Annotated in this window: 19 protein-coding genes and 1 tRNA gene; 13 read left to right on the top strand and 7 right to left on the bottom strand. The window is 61.8% G+C overall.

Features of this window, described 5'->3' with window-relative positions; genetic code table 11:
- Nucleotides 1-5 precede the first annotated feature (5 nt).
- Entirely contained in the window at nucleotides 6-1,259 is a 1,254-nt protein-coding gene (tsaD, locus tag AC4PRM_RS12850; RefSeq protein ID WP_492040170.1) for a tRNA (adenosine(37)-N6)-threonylcarbamoyltransferase complex transferase subunit TsaD, read from the bottom strand.
- On the opposite strand from tsaD, the gene hemC reads away from it, so the two are divergent.
- The 4 genes from hemC (at nucleotide 1,258) to AC4PRM_RS12830 (ending at nucleotide 3,702) form a co-directional block, all read left to right on the top strand.
- Nucleotides 1,258-2,208, top strand: a complete 951-nt coding sequence (gene hemC, locus AC4PRM_RS12845; protein WP_492040169.1) for a hydroxymethylbilane synthase — start codon at nucleotides 1,258-1,260, stop codon at nucleotides 2,206-2,208. The genes tsaD and hemC overlap by 2 nt on opposite strands.
- On the top strand, nucleotides 2,205-2,891 hold the full coding sequence (locus AC4PRM_RS12840) for a uroporphyrinogen-III synthase (protein WP_492040296.1): 687 nt from the start codon (nucleotides 2,205-2,207) through the stop codon (nucleotides 2,889-2,891). The genes hemC and AC4PRM_RS12840 overlap by 4 nt, the downstream gene beginning before the upstream one ends.
- A gap of 41 nt (nucleotides 2,892-2,932) precedes the next feature.
- Nucleotides 2,933-3,008, top strand: a tRNA-Thr gene (locus AC4PRM_RS12835).
- Between the two features lie 178 nt (nucleotides 3,009-3,186).
- Nucleotides 3,187-3,702, top strand: coding sequence for a surface-adhesin E family protein (locus AC4PRM_RS12830; RefSeq protein ID WP_492040168.1), 516 nt, complete (start codon nucleotides 3,187-3,189; stop codon nucleotides 3,700-3,702).
- A gap of 1,133 nt (nucleotides 3,703-4,835) precedes the next feature.
- On the opposite strand, the gene AC4PRM_RS12825 is transcribed toward AC4PRM_RS12830, so the two are convergent.
- Nucleotides 4,836-5,159, bottom strand: a complete 324-nt coding sequence (locus AC4PRM_RS12825) for an HPF/RaiA family ribosome-associated protein (RefSeq protein ID WP_492040167.1) — start codon at nucleotides 5,157-5,159, stop codon at nucleotides 4,836-4,838.
- A 33-nt stretch (nucleotides 5,160-5,192) separates the two neighbouring features.
- A complete protein-coding gene (locus tag AC4PRM_RS12820) occupies nucleotides 5,193-5,423 on the bottom strand; it encodes a hypothetical protein (protein WP_492040166.1) in 231 nt (76 codons plus the stop codon).
- Between the two features lie 74 nt (nucleotides 5,424-5,497).
- On the opposite strand from AC4PRM_RS12820, the gene AC4PRM_RS12815 reads away from it, so the two are divergent.
- From AC4PRM_RS12815 to AC4PRM_RS12795, 5 genes are all read left to right on the top strand, one after another.
- On the top strand, nucleotides 5,498-6,247 hold the full coding sequence (locus tag AC4PRM_RS12815; RefSeq protein ID WP_492040165.1) for a Na+/H+ antiporter NhaA: 750 nt from the start codon (nucleotides 5,498-5,500) through the stop codon (nucleotides 6,245-6,247).
- A gap of 23 nt (nucleotides 6,248-6,270) precedes the next feature.
- The gene (locus AC4PRM_RS12810) at nucleotides 6,271-6,660 is read left to right on the top strand and encodes a hypothetical protein (RefSeq protein WP_492040164.1); all 390 of its coding nucleotides are present in this window, start codon (nucleotides 6,271-6,273) and stop codon (nucleotides 6,658-6,660) included.
- A 107-nt stretch (nucleotides 6,661-6,767) separates the two neighbouring features.
- Complete coding sequence (locus AC4PRM_RS12805) at nucleotides 6,768-7,064, top strand: hypothetical protein (RefSeq protein WP_492040163.1); 297 nt, start codon at nucleotides 6,768-6,770, stop codon at nucleotides 7,062-7,064.
- Nucleotides 7,065-7,075: 11 nt separating this feature from the next.
- On the top strand, nucleotides 7,076-8,230 hold the full coding sequence (locus AC4PRM_RS12800; RefSeq protein ID WP_492040162.1) for a site-specific integrase: 1,155 nt from the start codon (nucleotides 7,076-7,078) through the stop codon (nucleotides 8,228-8,230).
- 77 nt (nucleotides 8,231-8,307) lie between these two features.
- Nucleotides 8,308-8,718 carry a hypothetical protein gene (locus AC4PRM_RS12795; protein ID WP_492040161.1) on the top strand — a complete coding sequence of 137 codons (411 nt, stop codon included), beginning with the start codon at nucleotides 8,308-8,310 and terminating at the stop codon, nucleotides 8,716-8,718.
- 27 nt (nucleotides 8,719-8,745) lie between these two features.
- Here the strand turns inward: AC4PRM_RS12795 and AC4PRM_RS12790 are convergent, their stop codons facing one another.
- Together AC4PRM_RS12790 and AC4PRM_RS12785 are read right to left on the bottom strand one after the other, a co-directional pair.
- Nucleotides 8,746-9,300 (bottom strand): lipocalin family protein, encoded by a 555-nt coding sequence (locus AC4PRM_RS12790; protein ID WP_492040160.1) that lies wholly within the window; start codon nucleotides 9,298-9,300, stop codon nucleotides 8,746-8,748.
- Between the two features lie 200 nt (nucleotides 9,301-9,500).
- A complete protein-coding gene (locus AC4PRM_RS12785) occupies nucleotides 9,501-9,641 on the bottom strand; it encodes a hypothetical protein (protein ID WP_492040159.1) in 141 nt (46 codons plus the stop codon).
- A gap of 297 nt (nucleotides 9,642-9,938) precedes the next feature.
- Between AC4PRM_RS12785 and AC4PRM_RS12780 the strand changes: the two genes are divergently transcribed.
- The 4 genes from AC4PRM_RS12780 to AC4PRM_RS12765 all read left to right on the top strand — a co-directional run bounded on the left by AC4PRM_RS12780 (nucleotide 9,939) and on the right by AC4PRM_RS12765 (nucleotide 12,356).
- Nucleotides 9,939-10,391 (top strand): BLUF domain-containing protein, encoded by a 453-nt coding sequence (locus tag AC4PRM_RS12780; protein ID WP_492040158.1) that lies wholly within the window; start codon nucleotides 9,939-9,941, stop codon nucleotides 10,389-10,391.
- 561 nt (nucleotides 10,392-10,952) lie between these two features.
- Nucleotides 10,953-11,189, top strand: coding sequence for a hypothetical protein (locus AC4PRM_RS12775; protein WP_374600386.1), 237 nt, complete (start codon nucleotides 10,953-10,955; stop codon nucleotides 11,187-11,189).
- Between the two features lie 84 nt (nucleotides 11,190-11,273).
- Entirely contained in the window at nucleotides 11,274-11,435 is a 162-nt protein-coding gene (locus AC4PRM_RS12770) for a glycine zipper domain-containing protein (RefSeq protein WP_492040157.1), read from the top strand.
- Nucleotides 11,436-12,128: 693 nt separating this feature from the next.
- Nucleotides 12,129-12,356 carry a DUF6894 family protein gene (locus tag AC4PRM_RS12765; RefSeq protein ID WP_492040156.1) on the top strand — a complete coding sequence of 76 codons (228 nt, stop codon included), beginning with the start codon at nucleotides 12,129-12,131 and terminating at the stop codon, nucleotides 12,354-12,356.
- 27 nt (nucleotides 12,357-12,383) lie between these two features.
- Here the strand turns inward: AC4PRM_RS12765 and AC4PRM_RS12760 are convergent, their stop codons facing one another.
- The gene (locus AC4PRM_RS12760; RefSeq protein WP_492040155.1) at nucleotides 12,384-12,587 is read right to left on the bottom strand and encodes a hypothetical protein; all 204 of its coding nucleotides are present in this window, start codon (nucleotides 12,585-12,587) and stop codon (nucleotides 12,384-12,386) included.
- A gap of 1,200 nt (nucleotides 12,588-13,787) precedes the next feature.
- A complete protein-coding gene (locus AC4PRM_RS12755) occupies nucleotides 13,788-14,933 on the bottom strand; it encodes a TMEM43 family protein (RefSeq protein WP_492040154.1) in 1,146 nt (381 codons plus the stop codon).
- Nucleotides 14,934-14,992 lie beyond the last annotated feature (59 nt).

Raw genomic sequence — 14,992 nt, 5'->3', positions numbered from 1 at the left:
CATCCTCACGCCTTGGCCCCTTTGCGGCCCGGCGCGTGCGTCGGGGCTGTCAGGGCGCTGTGTTCGTCCAGTGGCCACCGTGGCCGGGCGGCGGTGTCGATGTCGGAAACCAGCCCCAGCCGCAGCCGCTCTGCCCCCGCCAGCGCGATCATCGCCGCATTGTCGGTGCAATAGGCCATGGGCGGGGCCAGGAAGGCAAAGCCGTTCTTGGCCGCCGTGGCTTCCAGCGTGGCGCGGATGGTCGTGTTGGCGGCGACGCCGCCGGCCACGACAAATAGAGGTGGCCCTGACGCCTCGCCCGCTGGGTGAGGCTGCTTGAGGGCGATGGCGCTGTCATGGGTCGCATAGTCCTTCATCGCCCGGTCCGCGCGTTCGCTGAGCTGGCGGGCGATGGCGGTCTGGACGGCGGCGGCCAGGTCGGCCTTGTCCTGCTGGGTCTCACAGGTCTGTGCCAGGCGCGAGGCGGCGGTCTTCAGGCCCGAAAAGGAAAAGTCGCAGTCCTTGCGGCCCAGCAGGGCTCGCGGCAGGTCGAAGCGCGAGCCGTCGCCCGATGCCGCCAGCTTCTCCAGCGCCGGACCGCCGGGATAGCCGAGCCCCAGGGCCTTGGCGATCTTGTCGAAGGCCTCGCCCGCCGCATCGTCGATGGTGGTGCCCAGCCGGGTCATGTCGCCGATGCCGCGCACTTCAAGCAACTGACAGTGCCCGCCCGAGACCAGCAGCAGCAGGAAGGGATAATCGACCGGCTGGCCCAGCCTGGCGGAGACGGCGTGCCCCTCCAGATGGTTGACCGCGATCAGCGGCAGGTCGCGGGCCAGAGCTACGGCCTTGCCGAAGCCGAGGCCGACCATGACGCCTCCGACCAGGCCCGGCCCGGCGGTGGCGGCGACGCCGTCCAGCGCCTCATAGCCCAGACCTGCCTCGGCCATCGCACGGCGGACAACACCGTCGATCATCTCCACATGGCTTCGGGCCGCGATCTCGGGCACCACGCCGCCGAAGGCCGCATGGTCCTCGATCTGGCTGTGGACCACGGACGACAGAACGGTCGCGCTGCCGTCGGTGGCCAGACGCACGACCGAGGCGGCGGTTTCGTCGCAGCTGGTTTCGAGGCCCAGAACTGTAAGCGGCGGGATGGAGACGAGGGGCAGCGACGTCGCGTCGGTTGCCCGGCCTGTCTCGCTGCTATAGTCCGCGCCGATACTCATGGGGTCGAGGTAGCGACCTCGTTCCTGTTCCGCAACGGTTCCCGTCACCCGCATGACCCCACTCGTCCGCATCGGCACGCGTCGCTCCAAACTGGCCCTGACCCAGTCGGGCATGATGCAGCGCGCCATCGGCCGCGCCCTGGGTGTGCCGGAGGCGGATATCGAGGCGGCGGTACCTCTGGTCGAGATCGTGACGACCGGGGACCGGGTGCAGGATCGCCGTCTGATGGACATCGGCGGCAAGGCCCTGTTCACCAAAGAGATCGAGGAGGCCCTGCTGGATGGCCGCGTCGATGTGGCGGTCCATTCCATGAAGGACATGCCGGCGGACCAGCCCACGGGGCTGTGCATCGCCGCCGTGCCGGTGCGCGAGGATGCGCGCGACGCCTTCATCAGCGATGTGGTCCCCAGCTTCGACGAGCTGCCCATGGGCGCGCGTCTAGGCACGGCCTCCTTGCGCCGGCAGGCCCAGGCCCTGGCCCTGCGGCCGGACCTGCAGATCGAGATGCTGCGCGGCAATGTGGATACGCGACTGCGGAGGCTCGCCGAAGGCGAGTTCGACGCCATACTGTTGGCCACCGCAGGCCTGAACCGGCTGGGCTTCGAGAGCGTGATCCGGGAACGGCTGTCGCTTGATCGATTTCTGCCGGCGCCGGGGCAGGGGGCGCTGGCCTTGCAGACGCGGGCCGAGGACCTGGGCGCGGCCTGGGTTACGGCGCTGAACGACCCCATGACGGCCCTGGCCATCGAGGCCGAGCGCGGCGCGATGACCGCTCTGGAAGGCTCGTGTCGCACTGCGGTGGGTGCGCACGCCGAGATAGCGGACGGGCGGCTGCTGCTCACGACGGAAATGCTGGCCCCCGACGGTTCGACCCGCTGGCGGCGCGGCGGCGAGATGTTCGAGATCGAGGCGGAGGACGCCGGCCCGCAGGCGCGCGCGCTGGGCCTTCGTCTGGGAGCCGAGGTTCATGCGCTGGCGGGCGATCAGAGGGTGGACCTCTGACCGGCCCTTCCCTCGTCTGGGTCACCCGCGCCGAGCCGGGCGCGTCGCGCACAGCCGGGCGGTTGAGGGAGACGGGCTGGACACCGGTTGTCTGTCCGCTGCTTGCCATCCGCCCACTTCCGCAGCCTGCGCCCGATCTGGATGACTGCGCGGCCATCGCCTTCACCAGCATCAATGGCGTAGCAGCCTTCGCCGCATTAACCCCCAGACGCGACCGCCGGGTATTGACCGTGGGTGATGCGACGGCCGGGGCGGCGCGCGACGCTGGGTTTGCGGATGTTGTTTCGGCCAATGGCTCCGTCAGCGATCTTGTGAATCTGGTGTCGCGGGCAATGCACCCTCACGAGCGGCTACTGGCCGCAGTGGCAAAGGAACCGGTGGCCGATCTTGCGAGATTGCTGACCGGCCGTGTCCGGGTCGAGACCGTGTCGGTCTATGAGGCGGTCGAGACCGGGGTTCATGCGCCCGAGAGCATCGACGCTATAATGATCCATTCGCCCCGCGCGGCGGTGGCATTGGCTGCTCTGGGACCGCAGGCGTTCGAAGGACGGCTGATCGTGGCCATTTCGGAGCAGGCGGCCGTCCCCCTGAACGACCTGTCGGCCGTCGATCTGCGCATCGCCGACCACCCCAGTGAAACGGGGATGCTGGAGGCGCTTGGCAAGCCCGCGCCCGGCGTATAAAGAGCGCCTCTCTCGCGCGAGCCGGTTCCCGCCCGCGCCGGGCCGCTTTAGCTCAGCTGGTAGAGCACATCATTCGTAATGATGGGGTCAGGTGTTCGAGTCACCTAAGCGGCACCACCTTTTCAATGACTTAGCAGGTGCCTTTGGGCCAGTGTTGTTTCTGGGGCACGCCGGGGCCTCAAAATGACGCGTGGTCGTTGTCGGCGTGCGAACGTCCGTCGTGTTTGGTCCGTACGAGACTATGGCAGCGCCTGCGACCTAAAGTTATAACACCTCGTGAAACATGGGGGCTTCTATGAAGATGCTGCTTTTGAGCGCGATGGCACTTGTATGGGCACCGCAGGTCGCCGCTCAGGATGGCTATCAGCCCTCTTGGCCAGTCGACGATGATCTAATCGCTTGGCAGATTGAGCATATAGACGTCGCGCCTCGCGATATCGTCTGGTCCGACCAGGACACCCTATCTGTAATGGACAGGTCGAGTTTACGCAGAAACGGCAACATCGCGCGCGCTTGGTTTCGCTGGGATGCGCTGTCACCGGACACGCCCTTCGTAGAGTACGGCCGTTCTGTTCTCCTGCTTCGAGAAGCCGATTGTGCAGACCGCAAAGCCAGAATCATCGCGATGACTTTTTACGCCGGCAATAATCTGACCGGTACAAACTCGTCTGAGGACAGCGACGAGGCTGAATGGACCTATGACCGACCAGGCTTCCTAGGTGCTGCGCAAACTGCCGCTGCATGCGAGGGCGAGTTCATGATCTCCGACGAACAAGCGATGGATATCATGAGAGAGCTTCAAGCTGATTGAGACGCTACCGCTGAACCAACTACCAGAGCGCAAAGCGGACATCCCGAACGTCCGCTATGGGTGGAAAGCGGACATCCGACGCCGAACCGGCAGCGCCGATTCCCAATCAAGCGAGCACACCTGCCAACTGCAATCCTTGGAATATCGAAACCAGCACCAGCAGCGACCCGACCGCATAGGTCAGCACTTTTGCCGGAACGCACTTAGTGATGAGACCAGCGAAAGGGGCAGCAATCAGGCCGCCTGCGGCAGCAGCTCGCCCATTAGGCCCGGCATTGTCGCTGCCATGAGATGCCTTTCAGGAAACCCCTCCGGACCAGTCCGGCGCGGATCGCGGCCTGAACTTCCCGATCGTGAGCATCAGCCCCTGAAAGCCTTCTCACCCAACTTCTCAGCGGTATGAAATCGGTCGCGGTATCTCGCACCATGGCGAGGGCGGCATTGGCAGCATCATCACCAGTGGATGTGGGGGGCTGCGGCTGATCAACGTCAGGTCCTAACGCATCATCCAGATTGGTGATGGCAGCGCGGATGTCACTGCACCGTCGCAAGTGCTCAATGGAATACGGATCCCGTCGCGCCTCAACGAGGACCTCGGGCACGTGTTTGCGGCGCAGGTTCAGATCATCCAGCGGTGCAGTTGCGGCCGTCCCTAAACCTTGGCGAAAGGTCGTCCCGCCTTGGTTCACCTGGGTACGGCTAAGATCTACGCCGGGCGGCAGGGGCGAGGTTGCACAAGCGCTAACGGCGGATGCGCCGAATGACAACGAGAGGATCAACGCCAAGCGACGCGTTCGAATCTGAAGCATGAAAAATGGTCCAATGGTTCATGTTTCCTCGTCCACCAATCACAATGACCACAAGCTCGTAGCGTGACGGCTGGGGATGAAAGAGCGTGATCGCGGAGGCTACGGGCGATGGCGGTGAGGAGAGCTGACACCGCGACATTCGCGTTGGTGCCTGTTGGTTAAACAGCCATGCAATCGGCCAGAAACACGTCGCCCGAACCATCGCAGTTGAGGCGAAGGCGTGGGGTAGCGAAGCGAAGCGGACGGTGGGTTGGGCGCGGCTAGCTATCGTCCATGGAGTTGAAAGGCTGCCTGATACGAAAGCTAGCCGCTTTGCGATCTTGGTTAGTGGCCCTTGCGGTTCGTAGACTTGCCGATATGCCGCTCTAGCGCAGTCGTTATCTTTGAAAGTGCGCCGGTGGCCGCGCCGTCTAGTGTGGCGGCTTCGTCGGTCACGGTGATGGGATCGCCACCAGCAAGACGTGCTTCGACGGCGCATCGCTTGTCGTTGCCGACGTCACGCTGCGACGAGTGGTCCGAAAAATGAAGCTCGACACGCGTCAGACGGTCGGCGAACCTCGACAGACGTGAGCGCGCGGTGGCCTCCATGGCGTTGGCGAAGCCGCCGGTGCCGTCGACGGCGTTGGACATGTTAATCAGAATTTCCATGATTTCTCCAAGTTGATGTCGTTGAGGTTTGTTTCAGCGCGCCTTGCGCGAACGCTCAAGAACAGGCCGCTGGCCTTCGGCATCGAATGCGCCGGACGGGGCGATCGAGCCATTGGGCGTCGGGTTCATGCCATCGTTTGCCGTCTGGCCGGCGGCCGGATGATCGCTGGACTTGGCCTCAGCTTTCAGTTCTGCGGCAAGCTTTGCGGGCTCCACCTGGGCAGCCTCTTTGGACGTGTCCGGATCGGACATGGCGGTCTCCATTCTGTTTTCGGTACCCCAAACCAACCCGGCTGAACGGTGACGGTTGCCGCGAAAACATGTGACCACGATCAAGCTTGGGTGACCTCGGGGCCATCGCCCTCATCGCCGTGCTTTTCAGCGACGGAGCGAACTGGACGCCCCTGTTCGCGGCGCTCGGCTTTCTGGTGGCGGGAGGTCTGGTCGCGCACCGCTTCCGCGTCCCCGCCCCGTTCTGGGTCCTGGGCTTTGCACTGGTCTGGTATCTGACGGTGTTGTCCGGGATCAGCACGTCGCTGACGGCCGTCGCCTTTACGATGATTGTCCCGATCGCCGCGCGCAAGGAGGACCTGCAAAGCCCCCTTAAGGAAGCGATGCACGATCTGCATCCCTGGAATGCTTTTCTGGTCCTACCACTCTTCGCCTTTGCGAAGGCCGGGGTGTCATTCGCCGGCCTGTCCATGGATCAGGCGTTCGCTCCGCTGGTCATCGCGATCGCGCTTGGGCTGTTCGTCGGCAAGCAGATCGGCGTGATGGGGATGGCCTGGCTGGCGTCGGCACTCAAGATCGGTGCACGGCCGACCGGAGCCAGCTGGTTGCAGGTCTACGGCATCTCGATGCTCTGTGGCGTGGGCTTCACCATGAGCCTGTTCATTGGCGTCCTCGCCTTCCCCGGGGCGGTCGATTCGCCTGAGCAGATCGAGGTCAAACTGGGCGTCATCGGCGGTTCGATCCTATCGGCGCTTGGTGCGGCTATCGTGCTTGGGATGGCCAGCCGTCGGCGCGAGGTAGATCCCGTTGCGGCCGATCCGGATGTCGAACCGATCGGCACGGACGCTCGGTCCTAGGGATCGCCGCCATGGATCATCCCATGATCATCGCAGCGGCCAAGTTGGCCGTCGGGCTGGCCGGCCTCTGGATGTGCTGCCTCGGAATCTTGATGCTGACCATGCCTCGACTGGCGCTTGCGCCGTTGGCCAAAATGGGAAGCACGCGCTCTATCCATGTCGGTGAACTGGTCATCAGGATTATCGTCGGTGTGGCGTTCATCCTGAGCGCCAGCGCCACCTCTGTGCAGCAGGCTTTCGTCGTCTTCGGAGGCTTTCTCATCATCTCGGCGCTGGTTCTTCTGGCGCTGCCGAGGCGCTGGCACTCAGCCTACTCAGTCTGGTGGTCCCGTCGCATCTCGGAGCCGGCTGTCCGGCTGATCGGCCTGCCATCGGTCGCTGCCGGGATCGCAATCACTTGGCTAGTCGCATGACCGCACGATTGAACGCCGCGTTACCGGGCGGTTCGCAAGAGATGCCCGACTCCCAACCCCGCAAAGCGAAGCTGGGCATGAAATCCATTAACCCAAGGAGACGAACGATGATCAACACCTCTCGCCTTATGCGCGCTGCTGCTGTCGGTGTAGCTCTGACCGCCCTGGCAGCGTGCAGCCCGCGCACCCCTGCTGATACGGGTGCTGGCAACACCCCGCCTCCTGCCGGCAATCCTCAGTATTCAGGCAACGAGAATATCGGTGGCAACAACATGGGCGCGCCTGCTGCCGGCTCCGAACAGGACTTCGTCGTCAACGTCGGAGACCGGGTCTATTTCGACCTCGACAGCTACGACGTACGCTCTGACGCGATGCCACGCCTGGATGCCCGCCGAAAACAATAAAGGAACTCATCATGGCCAAAGCCAAACTCGACCATGCGTTCGTGACCACCGCCGTTTGTAAGCCTGGCCAGAACAAAACCGACTACTACTGTTCTGTTCGGAAAGGTTTCGTCCTCGAAGTCCGCGTCTCGGGCGGTCGGACCTACTACTTCCGCTACGTCGACAAGTTTGGTCGTCAGCGCCAGTTCAAGATCGGCCGTGTCGAGGACATCTCCTTTGCAATGGCGGCGAAGGCGGCGGAGCGACTGCGGTCTGATGTCGTCATGGGCGGCGACCCCGGCGCGGCAAAGGCAGAAGCCAAGGCTATCCCGCTCTATCGTGAACTGGCCGCTATGCACCTCGCCGACGCCAAGCTTCACCTGAAGTCCTACGACACGATGGAAGCCTGCATGCGCAACCACCTGTTGCCTCATTTCGGCAAGATGCGGTTGACCGAGATCACCCCGCGGGGCGTCAGTCAGTTCCTGGCCGCAAAACTTGCTGCCGGGTTGTCACCCGCGACGGTCGAGCGGATGCGGGTGTTGCTGGGGCGGTCCTATGTCCTCGGCCAGCGCTGGGACATACCGGGCACCGACAAAAATCCCACGCGGGGCATTGCGAGGAAACCCCTCAACAATGCGCGTGAACGGTTCTTGTCGGCAGAGGAGGCGGCCCGGCTACGCGAAGCTGTGGCGGCGTCGCAGAACACCCAGTTGCAGCATATCGTCGGCCTACTGCTGCTGACGGGTGCCCGGGTGCGCGAGCTCCTGGACGCCCGATGGGAGAACGTGGACGTTGATCGACAGTCCTGGCTCATCCCGACCAGCAAGACAGGAAAGCCTCGCCATGTGCCGCTGCCGAAGGATGCCATAGCGATCATCGAAGCCCTACCACGCTTCAAGAACTGCCCATGGCTGGTGCCCAATCCGGACACCCTCGTGCCGTTCGTGTCCATCAAGCACTCATGGCAGACGGCCAGGAAGGCGGCCAAGCTGCCCGGCCTGCGGATCCACGATCTGCGGCATTCCGCGGCGTCCTTCATGGTCAACAGCGGCGTCGATCTGTTCGCTGTCGGCAAGGTGCTGGGTCATGCCAGTTACCAATCGACCCAGCGGTATTCCCACCTCGCCAATGACACCCTGCTGGCCGCCGTCGAGGCCGGCGCGGCGAAACAGGCTGCGGCCTAACCTTTACCCCGCCTCGTGCGCTGGCTTCGGCTGGTGCGCGGGGCGGGGCTCCCTTATTTTTTTTTGAAAGCACCACAATGACCAAGCACCAGCCACTGTTAATCGGTCCCATGAGTATCGATGAATGGGACCGAGAGTGGGAGCATGTTCCCGGTGGTCTGCGAAAGACTCAATCCCAGCTGAGGCATAGGGTGGGCCTGTTTCGATTTACGCTGCGAGGCCAGATCATGGCGCTCGGCACGGCAGTGGACAGGTCTCGAGGAATTGCAAAGAGACTGGCTGATCTCACCCGGACCGGCGTCAGCGGCCGCAATCATCATGCAGGCAAGCTGATTTTCAAAAACCTTGATGTGCTTGAGCTGGAGGTCCTGGAGACTGGCGGCAATGTTGAACATGCTCGGGAGATTGCTCGGCAATTGAGGACGCCGATGATCCAGCGCCATCACCCGGTCTGGACGGTGCAGAACGCTCCGTACTCCCGCAAATGACGTTGAGCGAAGTGTCTGCTTGATCGACTAATGCTGCGTCGCGCGGATCAGGCTCATATCGTAACCGAGATCGCGTGCGCGGGTCATGATCGTCTCGCGCGTTTCGTCGCTCGGTTGGGCCGTACGAGTGAGTAGCCACAGATACCGACCTGATGGCTCTCCGACGATCGACCAGGAATAGTCGTCGGCGCGGTCGAGCACCCAGTAATCGCCGACGTAGAAGGGCCCGAAGAAGGAGACCTTCAGTTTGGCGTTCTCGCTACCCTCTACGATCTTGGCCTTGCCGCTAGAGCTCTTGCTCGTGCCGGTGACACCGCCCTGGCGGCAGGTGTTCAGGATTTCGACGATGCCATCATCGCGGACAGTGTAGCGAGCCGTCACGCCCTCGCAGTCACGTTCAAAGCCATTCTCGTAGCGGCCGATCTCGTACCAGAGCCCAGCATATCGGTTTAGATCGACAGCCTTGGTCGGCTGCGGGACGGCGGCGTTGCCGACGGGACCTCGCTGGAACGTAGCGCAGGCAGAGAGGGCTACTGCAGCACCGACAACGAGCGCGATTGGGAAAACGCGTTTAATTGGCATTGTCATTTCCCGGAAGTTTCTTCGGAGAGACGGTGGCGGCCTGGCTTCTTCAGCAGGGGGCATCGTGAGCCAGGCCGCCTTGCGGTGTACATTGCACCGCAGAGATCAGTGGTCACCGCCTCGACGTTCACGTCAAGCCCGAGATATGCCCGCTCCTATCAAGGCGCGTGAGCTCGTGTGGGTCCTCATTCAGCCGGCGCTTAGTTGGCGGGCGTGCAGACGTAGACGCGGCCGGGATTTGCTTCCTGCATTCCTGCCACGGCTTCAAGGCAGGCTTGATGATCGTCCATGTAGCCGAAGATCAAACCGACACGCTCCGAGGTGCCCGTCGCGGTGATCATTTCGATCCACTGATCTGACCCTCCGCCAACCCGATTGTCCGCCACGAAGTTCGACAGGGCATCATAGCCTTCAACGCCGTCAGACGATCCGCAAGACGCAAGAACAAAAACAGATGCCAGAACTATCGCCCGCTTAATCACGACTGCCCTCGATCAAACTTAGCGCCCCATCCGGATAAAGGTCGTCCACCTTTATAGGCAGACCGGGCAGATCGGGTTGTCAGGGTCGGTTGCTTCATGTGACGCGAACCGAAGCCCGCAAACGATGCACTCCGTGGTGTTTGGGTGGGTCACGTCGTGTCTCTGCCGCTGACGTCGGGCAGCTTCTTGGCGACGGTCTTCATCGGTAAAACTGGACATCGCGATCTCCCTCTCAAACGAAACGATGACACGTCGTCGTCGCCTTGGGGAGTCACCGGAAGCGGGCTGGCTGAAGGTTCGACACAGCAGGCGATAGAGGTGATGGCTGACTGCGCTCGGGCGCATCAATCCTCCACAGGAGGACGCGCTGCCCTCGAATCTCGATTGGCGGACGATGGCAGACACCGCAATATGCGCGTTCTTGGAACCGATTTATCAACCGACCGGGCCTTCACCTCCTGGATCATGGAAACGCCGAAGGTGCGTCCGGCACATGCAGCGCTGTTGAAGCGATTAGTTGAAGGTTGTGAATCCCCTTACGGTCTCTCCCTAAGAATGAGGTTGGATATGGCCCGCGTAAGTCGAGACGCAGAGATGATCACTGGCTGAGAGTTCCATAAACCGGTGTTTCAGTATCGCGGTTACCGCTGAGTCCATCATTCGCATCACGCCCGCCGTTCCGCAGCTATTTACGCGTGGACCTATGGCGTTCGGATAATGCGGCGAGTCACCCACATTATGGCAGAAGACGCGAGAGCCCATACCCCTACATTCAGCAGGAACGGTTCCCAGGAAAAGCGATCCGCTGCAAACCAGACCTCCGTAATATCTGCGCTGTTGACCACCGACATACCGAGATAGTCGCTCACAAATGTGAAGGGCCATCCTGTCGCTACAACGTTGCATCCTTTCTCACAGCCCAAAATTTCCGGGTACGCTACCAAGGCGGAGCGGGAGGCAACGAACGTCGACAAGAGAGCAATCGCCACTCCAATAAGGCAGTGAAATAGAGCTTGGCGGGCAACCTTCATATGTCCGGGCTATGATCGCTGAATGGTCCAGTCAATGTCCGCCCTAACTTGTGGTCGGCACTCCGCACTCTCGCTCTAGGGCGCCCGATTCGACAACTGAACCACCTTGTGATGATATTTTGCCCGAGGAGGTATCGTTATGGCTTCATTTAAAAAGCTGCTGCGTGAAGAGGCGGGGGTGAGACTTTTCGAGGTTGGTGAGCCCAAGTCCTTCGGACGGGCCGGTGGCTGCCACTATCGTTTATCGACCATAAGACAGAACCAACCGCGTGTGCTGGCGGACTTAACCGAGGCTGAAAACGCATTCGACCTAGAAGTGGTCGCCTCGCTGATGGACCCTGTCGTCCAGAAGATGATGAGTGGCCCCCGGCATTGACCCAGGCCTGATAATGACCAGCACTTGTCTCGCGAGTAGCAGGATTTGGCCGCAAGTGCCGCAATGGCGATAAGGAGGCCAACAGTGTCGAAGAATGATTTCAAAAGGTGGATGCCATTGGCCGCGGGGATAGGTGCCGGGATCGCTATTGGAGCCGCAACCGACAACATCGGCGTTTGGCTCGCGATCGGCGTGGCCATCGGCATGGGGATGACGTCCGCCTTCTGGAAACGCGACGCGGGCTAAGGGCTCCTGGTGCGAGCAACGCCGCTCAGCTAGCGTTGCCGTCAAAGGTACTGGAAACCCTGATTGACGTCGCCAGAGATTATGGATGGGCCCTGCGTGGAAGTAGGTGCAAAGCCATTTTCGCGCCATGGTCGGCCTACCAAAATGGCATGATGCAAAGCCCGCTCACGAAGGAAGATCAGGAACTCGACCGACAGTGGAGAGCGACGTTTGGCGAGCCGATGCCCATCCTCGGCGGTGGAGATATCGTTCGTCAGATACTCGCTGAGGCTAAGCAGCGGCAGTTGAGCGCCGCTGGCAAGTTGCCTACCCCTGTCAAAACGTTGAAGCCACGGTAATGATGCTATCGCGGCTCTCACGCGTTCTTGCCCCTAAGGGAGCACAAAATGCCAGACCGATTGAAAGATGCGGAGCACAACCGATGGAATGGGCTACTTATCTTGGCCGGGCTTGTGGCTTTGGCAGCGTTGGTGTTGGCGCTTGCGATTGTGAAGCCCCGTCTTCAAAGCCCCCACGTTGATCAGGAGACTGACACCAGTCAGCAAGCTGATGCCGATAGGGGTGATGGCGAAACTGGTCGAGCATCGGAGATCGCGCGCACGTCGGCTCCTTAGTTGGTAGTCGACCGAGCGAACAGGCGTCGAAGCTTGTCGGTTCAGTGGAACCGGGTAATCCACGCCGGATTAAGGCACTATGCCCCGTTATTTCTTTGACACCCTCGACGGTGAACACGTGATCGACCACGACGGGGAGGTGTTAGAGGATCGCGACGCGGCCCGACAGGCGGCTATCCGGGTCGTTTCGGAGTTGACCCCTAGTCGAGCGCCTCATCTATGGGACGGCGAGATTCTTGAGATTGTTGTCCGCGATGAAGAAAAGACGATTGGCATTCTGACGGTCCAGGCGAAGGTGGCTGGCTGAAGACACGAGAGCATCAGCACCGTACGGCTAACCGCCTTCGCGTTCCATGGCAGCAATCAAGTTCTCGAGATGCTCAATCCGCTGATCGGCCGCTGCTCGCTCCGCTTCAGTGATGTCGATGCCACCTACAGTCAGACGAAAATCGTTGTCGAGCCAGAAATCCTGCGTCTCGCGGCACTGAGTTAGTGTCCGCTTTAACAGGCGCAGCAGCTCAACTCGGGGTTCAACCATGCGCGTTTGTATGGCAGAGGTTATGCAGAATTCAACGCTTCGAATCTGCGGTTCCAGCCTAGGGGAGAGCGAACAGTGCGACAGTCTGCGATGGAACGCGCGTTCGAACTGGCACGCTCAGGCCGGTTCAAAGTCAGCAAAGACATTGACCGGGCTTTGAAGAATGAGGGCTACAGCAATGTCGAGATTGCATACCTGACCCTTGGCAGCGTGCGCAAAGACCTACTAAGAGTGTGCCGAGAAGCTCAAGCTCGCCCTGCGACCTGTTAAACTGGGTATCCAGCCAGTGTATCTGCTTGCGGGCTTGCCGTTCGGATAGATTGCCCGTTGCCGCAAAAGCTATTTTCATGTGCCGGAGTGCGCGAGTGACGGGAGACTAGAGCGCAGACGCCGGCGCTTGGGGGGCGTCAAGGGTGGTTGAGGACGGTGCGGGGCGGTATTCCCGTGTCCTAGTAGCGTGGCAAGTTATTGACGGTGTGAAGGGAAGACATTTCCTTAGTCGGTGCACCAGCGGCTTCAGAAGTTGCTGCGAGACCTCGGGCCAGCCGATCAGGGGCTCCTGCTAACCATGACACGACGTCTCCATTCAGGTGACGAGCAGCCCGAGGAATTGGATCGGCGAGGGCGCGATTGGCTCGTGCGAATCCTTTTCGCAGGTATGGCGCAGGTCGGGATTTTGGAGTTTCCCACGTGAAAGCGCGCAAACTTCAGAACGCCCCGATCACCGGATCAGCTCAGACTGGGAAGGGGTTGGGTCTGCGGTTGCGCGAGCTGCTGAAATCGTCAGAAAGTTATGCCCGGCTTGGGTTTCAGCCTCGCGCTTTCCTAGATTTCGTAATGATGGGGTCAGGTGTTCGAGTCACCTAAGCGGCACCACCTTTCCAGAGTAGCACTAGACAGGAAGCCGTCCCGTGATGGGCGGGAGGCACTTTGGCAAGAGAGTCGCGTGGGTACCCAGTGGGAACGCATCCAGCTGGTGGCTTGGACACACAGTGTCTGCCAGTACGCAGAATCCTCAGCTGCAGCATATTGTCGGCCTTCTGCTGCTGACCAGTGCTCGTGTGCGCGAACTGTTGGATGCCCACTGGGAGAATGTGGATCTCGATCGTGAGAGCTGGCTAATTCCTAAAAGCAAAAAAACGGGAAGGCCGGCCCTCCGAGCTGGGTAAAACCTTTATCCCTTTAGCGCCGCTCGGATATCTATCCCCTTGACGAGCGCGGCTCAGGGCGACCCAGCATGCGCACGGCCAGCCACAGACCCAGACCGGCGACCAGCAGGCCAATCGCGAGAAGCGGGCGCACGGCCAGCCAGGCCAGGGCGATGGTGCCCGTGGTCAGGACTGTGGCCAGCATGAAGCCGATCCACCCCGACACTGTCCCCAGCAGGGTGGCTATGAAGGGGACGACATTCGCAAGCGCAGACAGTGGACCCAGAAGCATCAGGAAGCCGACGATCGCCATCACATATCCGACGCCCCGCAGTGCCCAGGTCGCCAGCCCCTCGCTGGACTTCTGATCGGCGAACATGGCGGCCGCCGAGAATGAACCCGCCCGTGCCTTCAGCAGGGTGTAACGGCTCCCTGGCGGCGTCCATCCCGCCAACTCACCGCCCGACTGCTCCCCCAGAGCGGACATGACAGTGCCGGATGGCAGCTGTTGGTAGGTCACGCGTATGTCGCCGATTCTGGGTGAAGCGGCGGAGCCGGTGCCGCGATAAAGCCCTGCCTCTGTCTGCGTCCAGCCTTGCGGGATGATTTCTGGGCGTATGGGCGTTTCAGCCGGGACCTGCTCGAGCACATTCTGTGAAACGGCAAATCCACCCAGCCTGGCGTCGGCAGCGAAATAGGCCTGGGAGCGGAAGCCAAAGGTGGGGTTGGCATGTCCCTGAGGCTCTGCAAAGGTCGAGCTGTCCTGGGGGGTGTCGCTCCAGCCGGGCGCATAGCTGTAGGTCGTCGTGGTCTCCTGCGTGCCCCCGAGCTTGTCCTGGGTCTGCGAAGACGCGGTCTGGATCCACTGGAACATCTCGACCCTGCGCTGCACCCCGAGGGCTGCGGGGAAGACGGCCCCGGTGTCCGGATCGGTGAGGGTCGAAGTGGTGACGACCGGACCGGTCAGGTGCACCAGCTTGCCCTCGTTCGCCGGCAAGACGGTCGGTTGGGACAAGGCGATGGCCACGCGCTCGCCGGCAGCCAGACCGCGGCTTGCCTCGACGGCGCGCCCTTCATTCCAGAAGAGAACGGCGACACTGGCCAGGATCAGGACGATGCCGATCAGCGTGCCGACCAGGCTGTCCCCAAGCCGCTGCAGGTAGTTGCGCCGCGTCACCACGGTTGTGTTTCGAGGCATGACAGCCCTCCGAATGGACGATGTTGCTGGGTCGCGGAGGCGGGGCTGGCCTCATTGCC

This window comes from Brevundimonas sp. DW-iso22, from assembly GCF_058725425.1.
The sequence above is the reverse complement of the archived record's forward strand: the minus strand, read 5'-3'. Positions and strand labels throughout refer to the sequence as shown.